This window comes from Enterococcus sp. FDAARGOS_375 (genome assembly GCF_002393265.1).
In the GTDB taxonomy this organism is placed as follows: domain Bacteria; phylum Bacillota; class Bacilli; order Lactobacillales; family Enterococcaceae; genus Enterococcus_D; species Enterococcus_D innesii.
Map to the genome: position 1 here is coordinate 662019 of NZ_CP023515.1, position 19961 is coordinate 681979.

The 19961-nt window shown below is 44.1% G+C and carries 17 protein-coding genes; 4 read left to right on the forward strand and 13 right to left on the reverse strand.

Going from position 1 to position 19961, the window contains the following annotated elements; genetic code table 11:
- The first annotated feature begins 212 nt into the window (after positions 1-212).
- Positions 213-1412, forward strand: coding sequence for an enolase C-terminal domain-like protein (locus CO692_RS04130; protein ID WP_005234111.1), 1200 nt, complete (start codon positions 213-215; stop codon positions 1410-1412).
- 95 nt (positions 1413-1507) lie between these two features.
- On the opposite strand, the gene CO692_RS04135 is transcribed toward CO692_RS04130, so the two are convergent.
- The 5 genes from CO692_RS04135 to CO692_RS04155 all read right to left on the reverse strand — a co-directional run bounded on the left by CO692_RS04135 (position 1508) and on the right by CO692_RS04155 (position 6757).
- A complete protein-coding gene (locus CO692_RS04135; protein ID WP_077451974.1) occupies positions 1508-2215 on the reverse strand; it encodes a GntR family transcriptional regulator in 708 nt (235 codons plus the stop codon).
- Positions 2212-2538, reverse strand: a complete 327-nt coding sequence (locus CO692_RS04140; protein WP_005228493.1) for an MGMT family protein — start codon at positions 2536-2538, stop codon at positions 2212-2214. Before CO692_RS04140 ends, CO692_RS04135 begins: the two co-directional genes overlap by 4 nt.
- A gap of 138 nt (positions 2539-2676) precedes the next feature.
- Positions 2677-4065 carry a glucuronate isomerase gene (uxaC, locus tag CO692_RS04145; protein ID WP_096741621.1) on the reverse strand — a complete coding sequence of 463 codons (1389 nt, stop codon included), beginning with the start codon at positions 4063-4065 and terminating at the stop codon, positions 2677-2679.
- Positions 4066-4081: 16 nt separating this feature from the next.
- On the reverse strand, positions 4082-5158 hold the full coding sequence (uxuA, locus tag CO692_RS04150; RefSeq protein WP_096741622.1) for a mannonate dehydratase: 1077 nt from the start codon (positions 5156-5158) through the stop codon (positions 4082-4084).
- Between the two features lie 3 nt (positions 5159-5161).
- The gene (locus CO692_RS04155; protein ID WP_096741623.1) at positions 5162-6757 is read right to left on the reverse strand and encodes a mannitol dehydrogenase family protein; all 1596 of its coding nucleotides are present in this window, start codon (positions 6755-6757) and stop codon (positions 5162-5164) included.
- 188 nt (positions 6758-6945) lie between these two features.
- Between CO692_RS04155 and CO692_RS04160 the strand changes: the two genes are divergently transcribed.
- Positions 6946-7614 carry a GntR family transcriptional regulator gene (locus tag CO692_RS04160; RefSeq protein WP_096741624.1) on the forward strand — a complete coding sequence of 223 codons (669 nt, stop codon included), beginning with the start codon at positions 6946-6948 and terminating at the stop codon, positions 7612-7614.
- A gap of 97 nt (positions 7615-7711) precedes the next feature.
- Here the strand turns inward: CO692_RS04160 and CO692_RS04165 are convergent, their stop codons facing one another.
- Complete coding sequence (locus tag CO692_RS04165; RefSeq protein ID WP_081117936.1) at positions 7712-8548, reverse strand: YitT family protein; 837 nt, start codon at positions 8546-8548, stop codon at positions 7712-7714.
- 65 nt (positions 8549-8613) lie between these two features.
- Positions 8614-9534, reverse strand: a complete 921-nt coding sequence (locus CO692_RS04170; protein ID WP_096741625.1) for a cation transporter — start codon at positions 9532-9534, stop codon at positions 8614-8616.
- A gap of 324 nt (positions 9535-9858) precedes the next feature.
- Between CO692_RS04170 and CO692_RS04175 the strand changes: the two genes are divergently transcribed.
- Together CO692_RS04175 and CO692_RS04180 are read left to right on the forward strand one after the other, a co-directional pair.
- Positions 9859-10650: an L-threonylcarbamoyladenylate synthase gene (locus CO692_RS04175; protein ID WP_192940719.1), complete on the forward strand. Its 792-nt coding sequence runs from the start codon at positions 9859-9861 to the stop codon at positions 10648-10650.
- Between the two features lie 663 nt (positions 10651-11313).
- A complete protein-coding gene (locus CO692_RS04180) occupies positions 11314-11631 on the forward strand; it encodes an RNHCP domain-containing protein (protein ID WP_010749914.1) in 318 nt (105 codons plus the stop codon).
- A 207-nt stretch (positions 11632-11838) separates the two neighbouring features.
- Here CO692_RS04180 and CO692_RS04185 read toward each other — a convergent pair whose 3' ends face one another.
- The 6 genes from CO692_RS04185 to guaD form a co-directional block, all read right to left on the reverse strand.
- Positions 11839-13608 carry an ABC transporter ATP-binding protein gene (locus CO692_RS04185; protein WP_096741627.1) on the reverse strand — a complete coding sequence of 590 codons (1770 nt, stop codon included), beginning with the start codon at positions 13606-13608 and terminating at the stop codon, positions 11839-11841.
- A gap of 2 nt (positions 13609-13610) precedes the next feature.
- Positions 13611-15320: an ABC transporter ATP-binding protein gene (locus CO692_RS04190; protein ID WP_096741628.1), complete on the reverse strand. Its 1710-nt coding sequence runs from the start codon at positions 15318-15320 to the stop codon at positions 13611-13613.
- Between the two features lie 229 nt (positions 15321-15549).
- Positions 15550-15951 (reverse strand): MmcQ/YjbR family DNA-binding protein, encoded by a 402-nt coding sequence (locus CO692_RS04195; protein ID WP_096741629.1) that lies wholly within the window; start codon positions 15949-15951, stop codon positions 15550-15552.
- A gap of 284 nt (positions 15952-16235) precedes the next feature.
- On the reverse strand, positions 16236-16850 hold the full coding sequence (locus CO692_RS04200) for a LysM peptidoglycan-binding domain-containing protein (protein WP_005228480.1): 615 nt from the start codon (positions 16848-16850) through the stop codon (positions 16236-16238).
- Between the two features lie 317 nt (positions 16851-17167).
- The gene (locus CO692_RS04205; protein WP_081117984.1) at positions 17168-18463 is read right to left on the reverse strand and encodes a uracil-xanthine permease family protein; all 1296 of its coding nucleotides are present in this window, start codon (positions 18461-18463) and stop codon (positions 17168-17170) included.
- 49 nt (positions 18464-18512) lie between these two features.
- On the reverse strand, positions 18513-19868 hold the full coding sequence (gene guaD, locus CO692_RS04210; RefSeq protein ID WP_096741630.1) for a guanine deaminase: 1356 nt from the start codon (positions 19866-19868) through the stop codon (positions 18513-18515).
- Positions 19869-19961: the final 93 nt, after the last annotated feature.

Here is a 19961-nt window from a genome sequence, read left to right on the forward strand (position 1 = left end):
CATAGTAGCATGCTGACACAGACTTGTAAAACCAGTCCTTTTTTTATAAAAACAGAATAAAAACGCTATATATCAACGTTTTATTATAAAACAGACAAAAATTGGACTGGTTTTATGGTGTATATCCAGTTTTTATTAGACCAAATTGACAGCGGTTGCCAAGCATGTTTCAATGGCTATAGCAACTAGAGACAAAAATTGGAGTGAATGAAATGACACCAACGATCATCACCGACGTCAAAGCCTTTGCGATCAAACCTGATCGTCATAACCTTGTTGTCGTTAAAGTAGAAACGAACAAAGGCGTATCTGGGTTAGGTTGCGCAACCTTCCAGTTTCGCCCACTAGCCGTAAAAACCGTCGTTGACGAGTATTTACGCCCCCTCTTACTTGGCCGCGATGCCAATCAAATCGAAGATCTTTGGCAAGTGATGAATGTCAATTCTTACTGGCGGAATGGTCCAATCACCAACAATGCCATCTCAGGAGTTGACATGGCTTTGTGGGACATCAAGGGACAATTAGCCGATATGCCATTGTATCAACTGTTAGGTGGAAAAGCGCGTACGGCGATTCCCGCCTATACTCATGCCGTGGCAGATAATCTCGAAGACCTTTACCAAGAAATCGATCGCTTCTTGGCTGAGGGGTATCGCTATATCCGTTGCCAATTAGGCTTTTATGGTGGAAATCCTAGCCAACTGCAAACACCCGATCAGCCCATCGCAGGTTCCTATTTTGATCAAACGGACTACATGGATACGACACTGAAGATGTTTGCTGCGATCCAAGAACGATACGGCAATCAATTCCAAATGCTGCATGACGTGCATGAACGGCTGCATCCAAACCAAGCGATTCAATTTGCAAAAGCTGCGGAACCTTTTAATCTCTTTTTCCTCGAAGATATTTTGCCGCCGGATCAAAACAAGTGGTTGCAGCAACTCCGAAGCCAGTCGGCGACCCCGATCGCGACCGGCGAATTGTTCAATAATCCGATGGAATGGCAAGAGCTAGTCAAAAATCAACAGATCGACTTTATGCGTGCCCATGTCTCACAAATCGGTGGGATCACGCCAGCATTGAAATTGGCTCACTTCTGCGATGCGATGGGCATTCGGATCGCTTGGCACACGCCGTCTGATATCAGCCCTGTCGGCTTAGCCGTCAACACCCATCTAAATATCCATCTCCACAATGCCGCGATCCAAGAAACGATTGCGATCCCAGCAAATACCCAGTCGGTCTTTGGTGGTAGTCCACAACCTGAAAACGGCTATTTTTATCCCATCGAGAAAAGTGGGATCGGAATCACGTTCGATGAAGCAGCAGCTGCGGAATTTCCCGTGGTTTACCGTCCTCACGAATGGACCCAGAGCCGTACACCAGACGGCACTTTGATCACTCCTTAAACACAACAAAAGACATCCCCTGTCCAATCGACAGGGGATGTCTTTGTTCTCTCTGGGTAAAGACGACGCAACTGGCTCATTTGCTTTCCTAAAAATCAATCGATGCGTGAGCGATGGATCTCACGGTCAAAGGGACGGATGTAGGTCACGGCATAATCAATGGCAACAATATTGCTGAACTCATACACGCGGCCGTCTTCTAAAATCGCCCGATTGCTGATCTGCATTGCCGGCGTCCCCCGCTTGCACAATAAAATGCCCGATTGCGCGGTCGATGTGGTGATGGGGGTATAGCTGGTGATGTAGTGGGAAATGCGGTATCCGCAGCTTTCGACATAGCGTTGGATCGAGTGCTCTACGATTTCTTGTGTCAATTCGGGAAATAGGCTGACAGGCAATTTAGAGGTTTCCAGCTGCTCGATTTTGTAATTGACGATCCGCACTCGTTCAAAGGTCCAGACTTCCTCGTCTGGGCCTATTTGGAAAATCTGCTGCTCATCCAACGTTGCTGCCGCCCTATTCAAGGAAATCATTTTGGAACGGATGCGGTCATAAGGGGTGCGGGTCAAGGAATTAAAGATCATTGGGTTTTTGACCCATTTTTCATGGATAAAAATCCCTGAACCTTGAACCACTTTGACGATCCCGATCTCTTCAAGGTTTTTGATTGCTTGCTGGATCGTAAACCGAGAAACACCATAGGTTTGCGCAAGAGTTCTTTGATTGGGTAGTTTGCCGGCAGAAAATTCTTCCTGATAGATTTTACTCAACAGATCTTGTACGATAAATTCACGTTTTTTCATAACGGCTCCTTCATTTGAGCGGGAGCGATCTCGCTCATGGACCAACTGCAAGCCTTCATATCGATACGACCACTGGCTTTGAAGACCACCCCTTCATCGACGAGTGCTGCTTTTCGCACATTGGCGGAGGGACCAACTAAGACGCCATCTGCCCGCACGACTCGATGAGCAGGGACATCCTGAGGGCTCAAGCGCATCGCTCGACCGACTGCCCGTGCGCCGTTGATTTGTCCCAATTTCCATGCGATCTGACTATAGGAGACGACTTTACCAAAAGGGATCTGCCGCGCCAGCGCATAGACTTCTTCATAGAATGGATTCATACTGTTCGCTCCTTCTTTGATCTTTCTATCATAGTACTGGATTCCCTACCAATAGTAAATGAACAGACGCAACTTTAGCAATAGCCATACAAACACTCGATTCCTTCTCTAGCAAGCCAAGAACGAATCGAGTAGTCATTAGTTTGGAAAATCAAAGTAGGTTTTCGCATTATGATAGGAGATGTCTGCGACGATCTGCCCTAAATACATTTCATCTGCTGGCAGTTGACCGTCTTCCACCCATTCACTGATCACCTGACACAAAATCCGCCGGAAATACTCGTGGCGTGGATAAGACAAAAAGCTGCGGGAATCCGTCAGCATGCCGACGAAGTTTCCGAGAATTCCGCCTTCTGCTAGGGTCGTCAACTGATGCCGCATGCCAGAATACGTATCATTGAACCACCAAGCAGAGCCTAATTGTAGCTTGCCTTTGCATTCTTCTTGAAACGCCCCCATCAGCGCAGTCAACACTGGATAATCTTTGGGGTTCAGTGAATACAAAATCGTCTTCGGCAGTAAGCTTTCCGCCTGAAGCTGCGCCAATGTCCGACTTAAGCCCCTCGCTAGACGGTCGTCCCCCATCGCATCACCGCCGCTATCAGGCCCTCGTTGTTGGAAAAGCTTTTGACTGTTGTTGCGAGTCGCCATCAGATGCAATTGCGCGGTCCAGCCTTGCTTTGCGTATTGGCGCATCAAGTCAATCAGCAAACCGGTTTGAAACTGTCTGATTTCTTCATTAGTCAGTGTCTCAGTGGTCAAACGCTTTTGAAAAATCGCTTCAAGTGCAGCGACATCATAAGCTTCCTCTCCAAGACGTGACAGACTGTGATCTGCTAAACGACAGCCCTGTTGCTGGAAGTAAGAAATACGTACGGTCAATGCTTCAACTAGCGTTTGATAGCTAGTGATCTCTTTGCTCGCAGCTATAGCCAATTGCTTAAGGTATGCTGGAAATTCTGAATTCTGCAGATTAATTGCTTTGTCAGGACGAAAGGTAGGATACACAGCAAAGGATTCTTCTGCCAGCTTTTGATGATACGTCAACGAATCAATGGGATCATCCGTCGTACAGATCACCTCAACGGCCATCTTTTTGATCAGCCCTCGTGGTGAAAATTCCTTCGTCCACAACTGTTGATTGGCTTTTTCCCAAATGCTTGCTGCATTGGCTAGTGTCAACCGCTCATCAATACCAAAGATTCGCTTCAATTCCAAATTGGTCCAGACATATAATGGATTGCCAATGCAAGCCTCCAAGGTCTGCGCCCAAGCACAGAATTTTTCGTAGTCATCAGCATCACCAGTGATCAAAGATTCTGCAACACCATTGGCTCGCATCAAGCGCCATTTGTAATGGTCCCCCGCCAGCCACGCTTGGGTCAGATTGGTGAAGTTTTGGTCTTCGAAAATCTCTTTCGAATCTAAATGACAATGATAATCAATGATCGGCTGCTTTTTTGCATACCCATGGTATAACTGTTTGGCAAAGCTGTTTTTCAAAATAAAATCGTCAGTTAAAAACATTTCTTCGCTCCTTTTCTTAACGCCCCACGCTCTTGTCGATGGCTTCCCACAACCCTAATAAGTAAGAAGCGCCGATCGCCCGATCATACAAGCCATAGCCTGGACGTCCCGTCTCTCCCCAGATCATTCGCCCATGATCTGGTCGAATATAGCCGTCAAAGCCATTTTTGTACATCGCTTCTAGGATTTGATACATGTCTAACGAACCTTCAGAGGAGAGATGCGGTGCTTCATAAAAGTCTTTGTCATTACCCAAGTATTGAATGTTACGAACATGGGCAAAAGGAATCCGGTCCCGGCGACAAAACTCAGCCAAAATCTCATAGACATTATTGTCTGGGTCTTCGGCGATACTGCCAGTACAAAGTGTGATCCCATTTGACGGACTGTCGACCACGTTGCAGACCCAATCCAAATCATCGCGGTTTTTAACGATACGCGGCAGACCAAAAATCGAATAGGGGGGATCATCTGGATGAACAGCCATCTTGATGCCGACCTCTTCACAGGTGGGAATGATGGCTTTTAGGAAGTAAGCAAAGTTTTCTCTTAATTTGTCATCATCGACATCCTTATACGCAGCAAACAATTCTTTGACATGTGCCAAACGTTCTGGTTCCCAGCCTGGCAAGGTATAGCCAGAGCTTGATTCCTCGACTTCTTTGACGATCTCTTCTGGGTCTTTGTCGATCCCTGCTTTTTCAAATGCCATCGTAGAAGAACCGTCGGGTAAGCGATAATCGAGATCCGTTTTGATCCAATCAAAAATCGGCATAAAATTATAGCAGATCACTTCGATCCCATATGCTGCCAAATTTCGAATCGTTTCTTTGTAGTTTTCGATATACAGGTCTCTCGAAGGCAAGCCAATCTTGATGTCATCATGAATATTGACACTTTCGATCACCTTGAGGGAAAGTCCAGCTGCTTCGACTTCTTCCACGAGCGCCTTGATCCGTTCTTTCGGCCAAACTGCTCCAGCAGGCAAATCAAAGAGTGTGCCGACAATGCCTTTCATCCCAGGAATTTGCCGGATATCTGCTAATTTGATTTTATCGTAGTCTTTTCCATACCAACGAAATGTCATTTCCATTTTTTATTCGATCCCTTCTACTGTTTCATGTAATGTTTTACGGACTGCGCCGGTTCCTGCCAGCATCTTAGCGAACAAGTGACCCACGTTTTCAGCGATTCCTGCTTGATAGAGATCCAAACCAAAAATCTGCGGATTTGCTAAGATTGGTCGAATGATCCCTTGAACATCGGCGGCCGTCCCCAACTGACACTCACGTAAAAGCTCTTGTAATTCTGCTAAGAGGGGATCAGGACTTGGAACAAATGGATGGCCTTCATCATCGATCGCTAAGAGATAACGCAACCAGCCTGCAATCGCTAAGGGAATGAAAGTCAGCTCAGAAGCCGAGCCTTCTTTTTCCACATACTTTTTGATGGTTTCGCCAAAACGGATGGCGATTTTCTGTGAGGTATCTGCGGCGATCCGCTGTGGGGTGTCAGGAATCAGCGGATTCGGTAAACGAAGACCGACCACCTCATCGATAAATTTCTTTGGCTGAATGATCTCAGGATCTTCCACTACCGGCAAGCCTTCACGATAGCCGATTCCTTTGATCAAAGCGACAATATCTGGATCGGTCATTTCCGCAGCAATGGATGTATAGCCCAGTAAACAGCCGAACAAACTCATTGCCGTATGCAGTGGATTCAAACAAGTTGTGACTTTCATACTATCGGTTTTGTCTACGATCTCTCGACTCGTCAAGATCATCCCTGCTTTGTCTAAATTCGGGCGACCGTTCGGGAAATCATCTTCAATCACCAAGTAATGAGTCGCCTCTGTGTTAGCAAACGGAGCGATCGTCGTTCCTTTATCGGTCCGGATGACTGGCAACTGCTGAATGCCAGCTGCTGCTAATTCTTCTGCAACTGCTGTTGAAGGATTTGGCGTGATCCGATCGATCATTGACCACGGAAACGTCACTTGCGCGTTGTTTTCTAAGTATCGGACAAACGCTTCTGAAACATGCCCCAGCTTTTGCCATTCTTTTGCAATGGTGACCATCGCCGTTTGGAAACGGAGCCCATTTTGCGAAAAATTATCGGTGGAGACCATAGCGATCGGAAGAGCCCCTGATTGAAAACGATCCCATAAAAAGCTAGCCAAAATGCTCATTGTATGGTTGACCTGATGAGGACCCGCAGCGAGATCCGCTTGGACGACAGGCAAAAAATTCCCCTGACTGTCTTTTAAGCCATAGCCTTTTTCTGTGATCGTTACGGTAACCAACTGTAGTGACGGCTCACGAAATACTTTGCGTATTTGCTCATAACTCGCAGCACGGGAAGGATGGCAATAATAACTAGCCGCCGTTGACTGGAGCAATTTTTTCTCCAACCGTCCCCCTTCGTGCATGATTACTTCTAAAATATCATTCTCGTAAGGGGCATATACTTGATCAATCACCTGTTCATCAAAGGTTTCACAAACTACGATTCCTTTTGTCAGCGCTTGTTGATCGATCAACGTTTGGGCTACTTCTGCGTGAAATGCCCGATACAAATTTCCCCCACCAAAGTGTAGCCATTGAAACTGAGTATCTGATTGATCCGTCACTTCTTTGGGAACGATCGGCATCGTAACTCCTGCCTGCTTCAAGGCAGCAAAATCAAACATCCTACTTCCTCCTTTTTCTTAAAACTGATATATTAGTATTCTAGTTCATTCTATACTGAATTGCAAGCCTTTACAAAAGGTTATTCAACTTATATACTAGTTTTATTACTCAAAACTATCCCTAGGCACCTTCCTTCAGAGTTTTTCTTTAGAAGGTAATTGAATGCCTGATACAGAAAGAAGCGTTTATGTTGAACCCTACAAATTTTCAATCACAAGCTTATGAATCAATCAAAGAACTGATCTTAACCGCCAAACTGATTCCCGGTCAAAAAATATCTGAAAAGGAATTGGAGCAACGGCTAACCATTGGCAGGACGCCGATCCGTGAAGCAATTATTCGTCTGCGCCGTGAAGCACTGATCCATGTCGTTCCCCAAAGCGGCACCTATATTTCTAAAATCAGTATCAAACAAATTGAAGAAGCTCGTTTTGTCAGAGAGACGCTTGAAAAAGAAGTATTCGTAGCTGCCTGCCAAGCCGTTACAGAAGAACAGCTGAAAGAACTAGAAAAACTCGTTATTTTGCAGCGGACCTATGCCCAATTGAAGGATGAAATCGAGTTTTTTCAACTCGACGAGGCCTTCCATCAGTTGATTTATAAAATCGCCGACAAAGAAAATGTCTGGAATTGGCTACAAACGATCAATCTGCCTTTAAATCGCTTCCGCTTCTTACGTTTAGAGGTGGAGGAATTGTCTTGGGAAATTATTTTGCGGGATCACGAAGAAATCTTAGTCACTTTAAAAGAAAAAGACCAAGCCAAAATTGCTCTCTTGGTCGGACAACACATTGATGTCATTGATAACGATTTGATTTTTGTGGAAAAGGCCTTTCCCGATTACTTTACGGAGTAAAGCTATTTGAAAATCATGGACCCTAAAAACCACCCTCGTCGAGTAGATAGCCTACTTGACGAGGGTGGTTTCATACGCTGAACAAGCGAGAATACGGTCATTCGATTGGGTGATAACTAAAGCCTTGGCCCAGTACTTCTGAGACATTATTGACGATCACAAACGCTTTTGGGTCAATCGTCTCAATGATTTGTCTGATCTGCATAAACTCTTGGTCGCTGGCCACGATCAGCAGCACTTGCTTGTCGGCTTGCTGGTAACCGCCTTGGGCAGCCAATAGAGTGGCACCACGAGCTGTTTTATCAAAGACCGCTTCTCGAATCTCGTTCACGTGGTTCTCACTTAAGATCATGATGGATTTCTTCCGGTTAAAGCCCGTTTCAATGTAGGTCATCACACCAGAGGTGATCACGATCGATAATATCGCAAACAAGAACTCTTCAAACCCGAAAACGAACAAGTTCATGGAAACAACGATCGCATCGGTCGCCAGCAAGCCAATCGCTGGATTCAAATTAAAGTATTTCTTGAAAATCAGCGGTGGAATCGTTGTGCCGCCGCTGGAAGACTGATTTTTGTACAAAATCGCTACACCTAAAGCAAAAATCGCACTGCCAAATATCACGGAAAGCAGTCGGTCTTCAGCAACCATATATTCTGGTACTAAGGCAATTGCTACTGGAAAAGCAAAACTACCATAGAGGACTTTCAGAAAAGGCCCCTTCCCTAAGAAAGCATAGGCCAGAATAAGCATAAAAATATTCAACACCATAATAACAGCCGCTCGATCCCAACCGAGTGCTGACTCTAATAAAATACCGATTCCGCTGACACCGCCAGCTGCCACATGATGCGGGCCTAAAAATAAATTGATGCTTGCCGCTAGCAAAAAAAGTGCTGCGGTAATTTTTCCATAAGTTTTCAGAATTGTCATTTGTTTCCTCTTTTCTTTGTCATTTTCACAAGTTGATTCCGTCAGTGACCGCCTAGCAGCCATTCTTACTCCTCACTATACGCCCATTTGATGTCTCCGACAAAATTTATGTTTAGCCAGAGGGAATAACCGGATATCTGTCGGCTGATTGCTTGATTCAACCGTTCTCGCAAGGGATCTTGCCGCCCAACTGTATCGAGAGGACTGGCAGGTAAAATCACCACATCTAATTCCACAATGACTTGATTGCCGACTTTGGCGGTACGTAACACAAAGTCCACCACTTCTTCTGCGCGCAATTCTTTTTCAACGATCGTCATGATGGACTCTCGTAGTTCTTCTTTCGGTGTTGAAGAAGTCAATTCCAGAATGGCCGCTTTCAACTCTTTAATCGAAAGCTGAATAAAGAACAAGGTGATCCCGATGGAGATGATTGGGTCGACATACATTGCGAAATTTCCATAGGGACTGGCTTGGATCAGCCAGGACACAAGAAACGAACCGACAACACCCAGACTAAAGAAAAAGCCGAAACGCCATTGTTCTAGTTCCACCCAATAAAAGGGATGAGTCAGTGGTTTCTTTTTTAAGTACAAGTAAAAAGATAAACAGTAGATCGTTCCAACCCGTGAGAAATACAAACCGATTGGATCAATCATGCCGTCACTGACGTGTAATAAACTAAAGGCAGACTCAATAATCCCATAAATTGAGATCAGCAAGATGATACTATATTGAATAAAAACCACCAACGGCATCAACGCTTCTTTGCCGAATGGGAAACGTTCAAAATCTTGGGCTTGGATATACTTTGCTACATATAAAGCAATTAGCGACATCACTGCACCAATCAATGTATAAACTCCATCTAACAAGAGAACGTTATAACTGACCAGTAACCCAAAAAGCAAGGCACCGCCGCCATAGATACTCCCAGCGACAATCGAGGCCAGCAAGAGCTTGCGTATTTTTTTCTTTTCACTCATGATATTCCTCTTTCTTTTTTTCAAAAAAACTATCAATTTGATTGCATTCTTCTATCTATAAGCCTATCTTCCCATATAAATAACATAAAAAACAGTCATTTTTTTCATACAAAGCGGAAAAAAATAGTGTTGCTGTCACTCACTCTTCCTAGTCCTCGTTACAGATCCTCGATTTCCCCGGCCTATTCTTTTTACATTCTGGTGTAAATCCCCTTGACTACGCAGATTGATTCCCTTATCATCAAGGGTAACCATATTCAATCAGAATTTTCAGAATATTCCGTTATATTTTTCATAACGGCGATTCATTGGAAGACAGGGAGGATGAAGAGAGTGAATGAAGCAAAACAAGTCCCATGGACAGGAGAACTCAACCAACGAGCGATCAACTATTTGAATGAAGAAGGCAAAGTGATCGTCTGCCCCACCAAAGTCGGCTATATTATTGCCGTCTCTGATAAAAAAGGGCTGGAACGCAAGTTTTCGGCAAAGAATCGCAAACGTAATAAACCAGGTGTCGTTCTTTGCAGCTCATTGGAGCAGCTACACGAACTAGCTGAATTAAATGCGGAAACCGCCGCTGTTTATGAAACGTGTTGGAACAATGACGTGTTATTCGGCGCGATTTTGCCTTGGAAAGAATCAGGAAAAGCCTATATCCCAAACGATGGCTCAGAGGAATTGATGACTGACGTTCGGGGAACTAGCTGCTTCGTGATTAAATTTGGAGTTCCTGGCGAGCAGATTTCTAAAGAGCTTTGGGAGCAGAATAAGAAGTTGCTTTTCGCCAGCTCAGCGAATCCTTCAGGCAAAGGAAATCGCGGGCTTGTTGAAGGGATCGGTGAACAAATCGCGCAAGAAGCCGATCTGATCATCGAAGGAAACGACTATGTTGCATCGATCCAACCAGATAAAACGCTGGAAACCCGCTATGAGCAAGGAGTCATGGTTTCTTTCGTTGACCAAGACGGCAACTTGATTCCAGAGCAAGGAGACCAACGCTCCATCACGCCAGCACCTGTCTTGATCCGTAAAGGACTCGATGTTGAAAAAATCCAAATGTACCTTTCTGATCAGTTCAACTCATGGGACTATCGCCACGGGGAGTACTATTAATCTTTCATCGTCAACAAAGAACCGAAGAACCAGCTAACGGCCCTCCTTTTCAAGGAAAAAACGCTCAGCTCGTTCTTCGGTTTTTCTATCGCGCCTCATACATTTTTTTGCTACTGTTCCGTTTGAATCTTCAGCTTTCTAGTTAGCGGAAGACCTCATTGCATTCCTTTCATTCAATTACCCTTTCTCCATGCTATGAGTCAGTGTCTCTTCTATTATGAATAAAATTCAACTGGAAGCTATCTACTTATACAAAAAATATGAGCATTATATATAAATCATTATATTTTTTACGAAAAACGAATCCATAATTAGGATCAATATTTTTATCTATTTTAGAATTCCAATTCTTTCTCTGCTATAATACCCTCATAAACACATAGGAGGGACTCTATGAAAAAGCATTCCTCAATTGCTTTCTAGGGGACGACGCCAATGACAGTGACTTTGGACTACACTTACTGCTGGGTTGTAGGCTGCCGCAACACAGTGCTTAGCACAAAACGAAAAAACTAAGCGTGGTACGGATTGCGAAATCGCATGAAGCTGGAAGCAGAAGTAATCGTTACGGACGGTGAATGTGTCCCTAGCCAAAGAAGCCTGATGAAGAACGAACGGAACCCTTTTCTCTCAAAAGAAATCATTCTTTTGGAGGAAAGCAAAATGAGAAAAGATGAAAATACGACCTTTGTTTGTAAAAACTGCAGTACGCCTGTGGCACCCTTGACCAATGGTTCTTACCGCAACCATTGTCCCCAGTGTCTCTACTCGTTACACGTGGATATTCGCCCGGGTGATCGTCAAAATACTTGCCATGGCTTGATGCGACCGATTGACTATCGCCAACATTCCAAAAAAGGCTATCAGCTGCTGCATGAATGCACCCGCTGCAAAAACCAGCAGTGGAATATCGTGGCACAGGATACGCAACAGCCAGACCATTTTATTGAGTGGTTGGCTCAAACCGCTGCGTATCACTAAAAAACCAAAGAAGACTATGCTTAAGGCTGGTCTTCTTTGTTTATCAGAACAACGGACCCCTTATACCACTAACTGCTCATAAACATTGTCGTCATAAGAAGCGCTTGCTTTAACCTAAAAAAAACAGCCCGCTGTTTCGTCGATTGGTTGACGAAATTGCGGGCTGTCCTGCTAGTGTCTTCTTGATGATTTTACGTTGGTTTGCGCTTATTCAAAAACGAATTGATTGTGATACAGTTCTGCATAAAAGCCATCGGCCGCCACCAATTGATGGTGATTGCCTTCTTCAATGACTTCGCCGTCCTTCAAGACTACGATGCGGTCGGCATTCAAAATCGTCTTCAAGCGATGGGCAATCACAAAACTGGTTCGTCCTTTGATTGCTTCATCCATTGCTCGTTGAATTTTCGCTTCAGTCACGGTATCAACGTTACTGGTGGCTTCATCCAAAATCAACAATTCTGGATTGGTCAAAATCGTTCGGGCAATACTCATCAATTGTTTTTGACCAGTACTGAAAAGATTGTTCTCTTCGGTGATCTCCGTGTCATAGCCTTTTTCCAACGTCATAACAAACTCATGGATATTGGCTTGTTTCGCTGCTGCAATGACTTCGGCTTCAGTCGCTTCTGGTTTCCCAAAAGCAATGTTTTCACGAATCGTCCCTGAGAACAACACGGATTCTTGCAAAACGATCCCCACTTGAGAACGCAGCAGATCCAAGTCTAACTCTCGGATGTCGATGCCGTCAAAGGTCACAGAACCACCATTCACATCATAGAAGCGATTCAACAAGTTCATGATGGTCGTTTTTCCAGAACCAGTCGGCCCGACCAATGCGACCATTTCCCCTTTGTTGACCGTGATCGAGACATCTTTTAGGACTAATTCTTGACTGTCATACCCAAAGTCCACATGATTCAAAGCAACCGCCTCTTTGATGCCCTTCACTTTGATCCCGTCTTTTGGTTTGATCTCATCAGGTTCATCAAACATTTCATTGATTCTGCGCGCACCGGTGATCGCCAACTGAATCATGCTGTAACCAGAAGAGATCTGCATCAACGGTTGGTAATATTGCTGCGAATACTGGACAAAGGTCACAACTAATCCTAAGGCAACGGAACGTTCTAAGTCACCGTTCAATGCTAACCAGCCACCAAAGAAAATCACGATTGCCGTGTTCAACAAGGACATCCCTTGCATCAAGGGGAAAAGCAGCCCAGAGTAGACTTGCCCTTTGTAGGTAGCTTCGCGGACTTGTTGGTTGTGGACCAAGAAACCGTCGATGGTTTCTTCTTGCAGTCCATTGGTGATGATGATTCGTTGACCACTGATTTTTTCATCGATATAGCCGTTTAATTTTCCGACTTCATCTTGCTGCAGATCGACATATTTGCGGGCTTTTTGGATCACGATCACCGCGATCAATACCGCAATCGGGGTAGAAGCAATCGTTGCCCATGCCAATTCAACGTTTTGACGGAACATCATGATCAAGATTCCCACCATTAAGACTACATTGGTCAGCACTTGCAACAATGCTTGGTTCAGACTGTTTTGGATGTTATCCAAGTCACTGGTGAAACGGCTCAAAATATCACCGTCTTGATGGGAATCAAAGAATTTGATCGTCAATTTTTCCAGTTTATTGAATAAGCCGATCCGCATTCTGTTGGTTGATTTTCCCACCACTTGCGTGAACAAGATACTATAAACAAAATTGGCTGCACTGGCTAAGACATAAAAAATCAACAATTTCCAAATGATTGATAGAAAAGCCGATTTATCATCGATCCCCTGCATCAAACCACCAACATAATTCGCCAACTCTTGGAACGCTTCTCCGACAAAAACTGGTGCTTGCACTTGCAGATACGTTGCCAGAATCACCGTTACAAAAATGAATAGAAACGACCACTTGTATTGTTTTAAGTAATGATAGAAAAATTTACTCGCTTTGAACAAATCTGTCATGGTTACTCCTCTCCTTTCTGTGTTGCGAAGATTTCTTGATAGATGGCATTGTTATTGGCTAAAAATTCATGGCTTCCTTCACCAACCAGACGTCCATTATCTAAAACGAAGATACGGTCGGCTTTCACAACAGAGGCAATCTTTTGCGCGATAATGATTGTTGTCGTGTCTTTTAATTGTTTTTCAAACGCTTCGCGAACCAATTTCTCCGAACGCGCATCTAATGCACTCGTACTATCATCCAAAATCAAAATTTTCGGTTCACCGATCACGCCTCGAGAAATCGATAAGCGTTGCTTTTGTCCTCCAGAAAAATTGCTGCTGCGCTCGGAGACCGGCGCTTCAAAACCCGCTGTCAATTTTTGAATAAATTCACTGGCTTGGGCGATTTCTGTTGCCCGAGACATCTCAGACTCTGAAGCATCTTTTTTCCCTTGCCGCAAGTTTTGGGCAATCGTTCCTGAAAAGAGGATCGCTTTTTGCAAGACAAAGGCGACCGTTTTTCGCAAGCTTTGTTCATTGACTTCTTTTAGGTCAACGCCGCCAACCCGCACGATACCTTCCGTTGGGTCAAACAAACGGGGAATCAGCTGCGCCAGTGTTGATTTGCCGGCACCAGTCGCTCCTACGATCCCAATCATTTCGCCAGGTTTGATGGTAAAACTGATATCCGTTAGGGCATTTTTTTCATCCCCAGGGTAACGGAAGCTGACGTTTTCAAAAGCGACACTTCCAGACAATTCTTGTTCTGGGACATCTTGGTATTGCAGATCTGGTTCGGTATCTAGAATCTCTTTGATCCGTTTTAGCGAAACTGCAGCTCGTGAAGTCATCATCATCATCATGCCGCCGATAATGATCGCCATCATAATTTGCATCAAATAATTCATGAATGAGGCAATTCCCCCAATCAGGGTTGGGTCATCTTTCGCTAGATCACTGACAAAGAAAATCGCGCCGACCACTGCTAAGTTGGCCGCCAGCATAAAGGAGGGGATCATTACAGAGAACAGGGTTCCTACAATAATATTATGCTTCGTTAACGTTTCACTGACTTTGGAAAAGCCTTGCAGTTGGTTGTCTTCTTGGACAAAAGATTTCACCACACGAATCCCCATCAAATTTTCTTTGGCGATCCCGTTGATTTTATCGATCAAGTTCTGGATGATCATAAAGTGTTTCCCCATCCGTGTAAAGGAGAGTGCCGTAATCACTAGAACAGCGATAATCAGTAAGACGATGATCCACCACAGTTGTGGCATGGTTGCCATCGCCAAAATGAAGGCACCGATAAATAAGAACGGGATGCGAAACAACGATTGTAGAGAGATCATCACTAAGTTTTGAATTTGCGTGATGTCATTGGTCAAACGCACCACTAAGTTTCCTGCCGAGAAGGTTTCGATATTACCAAATGAGAAAGTCTGGATTTTCCGAAACATCTCTTCTCGAATATCGGCACTAACGCCTTGCGCCACTTTCGCAGAAAAAATCGTGTTGATGATCCCTGCAACAAGGCCTAGCAATGCTAGCCCAATCAGCTGCACACCAATTTTTTTCATTTCATCATTGTTTTCGGTAATAATTGATTCTAGCACTTGCTGCAAGAGCTTTGGCTGCCATAATGCAGCAACGACCATTAAAATGACCGATAATAAGGCAATGCTGGTTGCCGCTTTGTACTTTTTGACATGGCGTAAGACCAGATCCATATACGTACCACTCCTTTGTGTTTAGCAGAAAAGACTGCCAAAAAATTTCGGTTGCACAACAATTTACCATGGATCACGATTAGAAACAAGCGAACAAATAAAACAAAAAGAGCTTTCATGAAAGCTCTTTGAAAATATTGCATAAACGTTGGCGAAAATAACGATTAATAAAGGGATTATGATGATCCTCAATAGGGTCTTCCTTATTTTCTGTCGCTAAATCTTTGACTTACGATTCGCTGTTTTCCAGCTCACTTTTTTGTTTTTTTGTCAGTTTTTGTTTGACTAGATCGTAGGAAACCAAAATCATTTGTTCGATGTTTTCTTCCATCAAGGCATCAGATGCCAACTTGATGGTATTCCAATGGGTCTTATTGGCATAATACCCCGGAATGATGACGTCAGGAAATTGCTCTCGCAGCGTTTCGTTGACCTCGGGCAGATTTTTCAAAGTCAAAAACGCTGTTTCTTCTGCTTGCGGACTCATGATCCCAAACTGTTTCCTTACTAAATCAAAGTAGATTGCATCCCAATCTTCGCGGTAATAGACTTTGGCTCCCGGCAAGCCTTCCCCAAATGCTTGAAATCGCTGCATTTTTTGTGCAATTTTTTCTTCAATCGATGTACTCATTGTGTTTCCCCCACTTTCTGCTATCAAAACCGTCATTTTCTGTCTCAATTTTTGACAGATTGAATCGCTTTCTGCTCTATTTCCTACTATTATACATGGTTGCCGTGTAAAAAGGGATTTTTATCAATGGCATGTCGACTGAAAATGACTCTAGAGAGTTGCATGCGGCGTTACATTCATCTCTCTCAGAAGATACAAAAAAAGCCCTCATCAGCGAGTAAGATGTACTCGCCAATAAGGGCAATTGATTACTAGATGTCATGGACAAGATTCATTTTAGAATCTTAGTACCAACCATTTGCTTCCCAGAATGCTTTGGCAGCAGACCAAGAACCATAACGTGATGCTACATATTCATCGGCAACCTTTTCTTGGTTAGCAGCTGAATAGTCACCATTTAAGTAAGAGTTGGTTAATTGGTAACGGCCATAGTATTGTCCGTTTGTCGCTGTGTAAGAACCACCAGATTCTTTGTTTGCGATCCATTCTTTTGCTGAAGCTTCTGAGCCGCTAGCTGAAGAGCTGTAGCTTGAGCTGCTTTGAGTGCTTGCAGCAGATTGTGTGTTGCTTGATTGTGAAGCTGCTGGTTCACTTGGTTGTTGTACACTTGCTGCAGCAGTCGTGCTTGCAGATTCTGTATAAGTTGCAGTGCCATCTGTAGGGATGATCAATGCTTCCCCAACAAAAATCAAGTTTTTATCAGCAATCTCGTTTGCTTCAACGATCGCATTGATCGTATCATCAGAGCTATAACCATAAAAGTTAGTAGCGATTGTTGATAATGTATCACCAGATTGAACAGTGTATTGTTCGTCTGCAAAGGCGTCTTTCCCACCTAAGAAAAGGCCGAAACCGGCAAGGACAGCTGTACTAAGTAAAACAGTTTTTAAAGACTTCATATAATTAAATCTCCTTCTTTGAAACTCATTTTGCGTCATTTGAGATGACTCAAGCGCATAAACAAGTCTAACACCGAAGAATATTTCATAGGTAAAGAAATCATTACAGATGATTACGAAAACGACAGTTGCCTTACGTTTCGTAAGAATCGGAAAAGACTATCATATCAAGCTTTTCTCTGCTGTAATTTTTAACATTACAGTTATTTTGTTTTTAGGTAAACCAGTTAACCTTAGAAAACCTTTCCTATATTACAAAAAACCCTCTTTTTACACAGGATTGTAACAAAAGAGGGAACGAGACAAGGTCTCATTCCTCATTTACTTCCTATTTTTTTCTTCACTGGGATCAATTTATTCATGACGATCGCCGCAATAGCGCTTAAAGCAATCGGTGAATCTAATAAATATTGTAAGAATTGAGGCGCAGATTCTTTGATTTCTGCTGGCATAAACAACAAGCCGATGGCAATAATCAACGGTACCCCGATAATATACAACTCCCGCTCGGAAAACTCTTCATTCTTAATGACCCGAAAGCCGCTCAACAAAATAATGACGCAGACGACCGCGAACACGCCGCCGATGACAGCAGAAGGTACTGCGTGAATCAAGGCTGAAAGTTTTCCCATGAAGGACAATAGGATAAACCAGACAGATGCCATCACAAAGACTTTTTTACTAGCAACCCCTGTGATCGAAATGATCCCTGCATTGGTAGAATAACCAGTCACAGGGGTCGTTCCTACTAAGGCGGCAACCAAGCAGCCTAACCCTTCGCCGATCACGCCTTTATTGATCTGTTCATCTGTAACAGGTTCTTCTGTCACAGAACTGACCGCATACCAAGTACCTGTTGTTTCTGCTAGGAGCACCATATAGATCACTAGCATCGTTAAGATTGCTGAAACATCAAAGTGCAGGCCATAGTTTAGAAATACCAGTTTTGGCAGACTAAAGAAAGAAGCATCCGCCACCGACTGAAAATCAACGCCCCCCATAAAGGAAGCAATCACGGTACCGATAACCAATGCAATAATGACTGAACTGATCCGGAAGTATTTTCCCATTCCCGGAAAATAATCACCTAACATAGAAAACAAGATCAAAATCGCCGCAGTAATCGCAGCTAACAACATGTTTTGATTGGCACTTAGTGTTTCAGTGGCAGGATAGATATTGCTGGTAAATGCCGTTGGCAGCAAGGTCAACCCAACGATCATAATGATCGTTCCACTGACGATCGTAGGAATAAAATGACGAACGATATACTTATAGATGCCCGTAAAACCTAGTAAAATGACTGCTGCGGCACCAACGATGCTGGCTCCTAACACCGTGTCCATGCCGTTGGCACCAAAATAAATACCGATGATCGCTCCAACGGGGACAAAGGATGGTCCTTGACATACGGGTAATTTCAAGAAAAAGAGGACTTGGATCAAAGAAGCGATCCCTGCTCCTAAAAAGGTCGATTGGATCAAACCTGATGCGTCTGAAGAGGACATCGCCACCGCCGTTGCGATAATAAATGGCGGCACATACACGTCCATTGCCAACACATGCTGTAATCCTAAAAGTACTGCTTGACCAAAGGGAATGTCTTCATTCATTCCGATCGTTAAATATTTGTTTTTCGTTGATTCCACTGTCTCATTCTCCTCATTTTTCGTGTACTTTTTTTCCTTGGACCCAGACTTGGCGAATATTTTGCATCGTTGCTAAGTACAGGATTTTTTGTAATCTTGCTTCGGGTGAGGTGAACACACCGAAGTCAGGCAAAGGATTTTCTTTTTGGCGCGTATCGATCACTTGCACATCAAACGCATAACCTTCTTTGATGACACCTACTGGTAATTTCAGTGCCTCACCGCCGCCTTTTGTCGCCAATGAGAACGCATCGATCACGGATATACGAGAATCGGCTACTCCTCGTGTGTTTTGGGGAAGCGTGACATCTACACCATCTTCTAACATTCTCGAAGACATCACAGCTTGTTTGATGTTGTCATACAAACTCGGTGAAAAACCGCCGGAGATATCCGTTCCTAAACCAATCGTGACCCCTTGCTCTTTCAAGCGCTTGATTGGGATCACGCCATTGGCAAAGTAGGCATTTGAAATGGGACAGTGCGCAACTGCAGCGCCGGTTTCGACAAAACGGGCGCCGTCAGCTGGGCTGATGAAATTGCCATGAGCCATCACTGCTTTTTCTCGCAACAAGCCGAAATCTTGCAGCACTTCGGTATCCGTTTTGCCAAATCGCTCTTGAACAAAGTCATGTTCCCATTGCCCTTCACTGCAGTGGGTCTGAACATGGACATCATATTTTTGAGCCAATGCACCTAACCCTGCCAAGCCTTCATCGGTACAGCTCGGGACAAATCGCGGAGTAACCACAGGATAAACGCCTTGAGGTGCGGTCTTTGCGATTGCTTGTACTTCTTGAATAAAACGTTCTGTATCCGCTAATGCCTCTTCTGTTGATGCGTCCCGATAAAAAGCAGGATTGGCTTGAGGATCGTCCATAACGACTTTTCCGACTAATCCCCGTTGACCAAGAGCGGCACAAATCTTCGCCAATTGAAGGCTCGCTTCTAGATGGATCGTTGCAAAATAAAGAACCGTTGTCGTTCCTCTTGCCAACAACTGTGCCACCAAATCCTGATAGACAGCTTTGGCAAATGCCGGATCGGCATATTTTGCCTCCAGCGGAAACGTGCATTCATCTAACCAGACATTTAACGGTTCATCTAACGCGATCCCTGCTTGCGGCCATTGTGGTGCATGGACATGCAGATCGACAAACCCTGGTAAAAAACACTGGCCTTCAGATAAAGCCTGCAGATTCTCTGATGCTTTCGCCATCTCTGACTCATACCCTTGATCTGTTTTAGCAGTGACTTTTGTGATGATCCCTGCGTCATCGACTTGAATCAAAGCTTCTTCTATATACTCCAATTTTCCATCACTTGGCGTATGGAAAACATCTCCTTTAAAATAGCGAATGGTTGCCATTTGTTTGATTTCCCCCGTTCTCTAAGACATTGTCAGGAAAAAGCCGTTCACTTAATGTTCCTTTTTCACTAACACGATGTTCTTATTTTAACG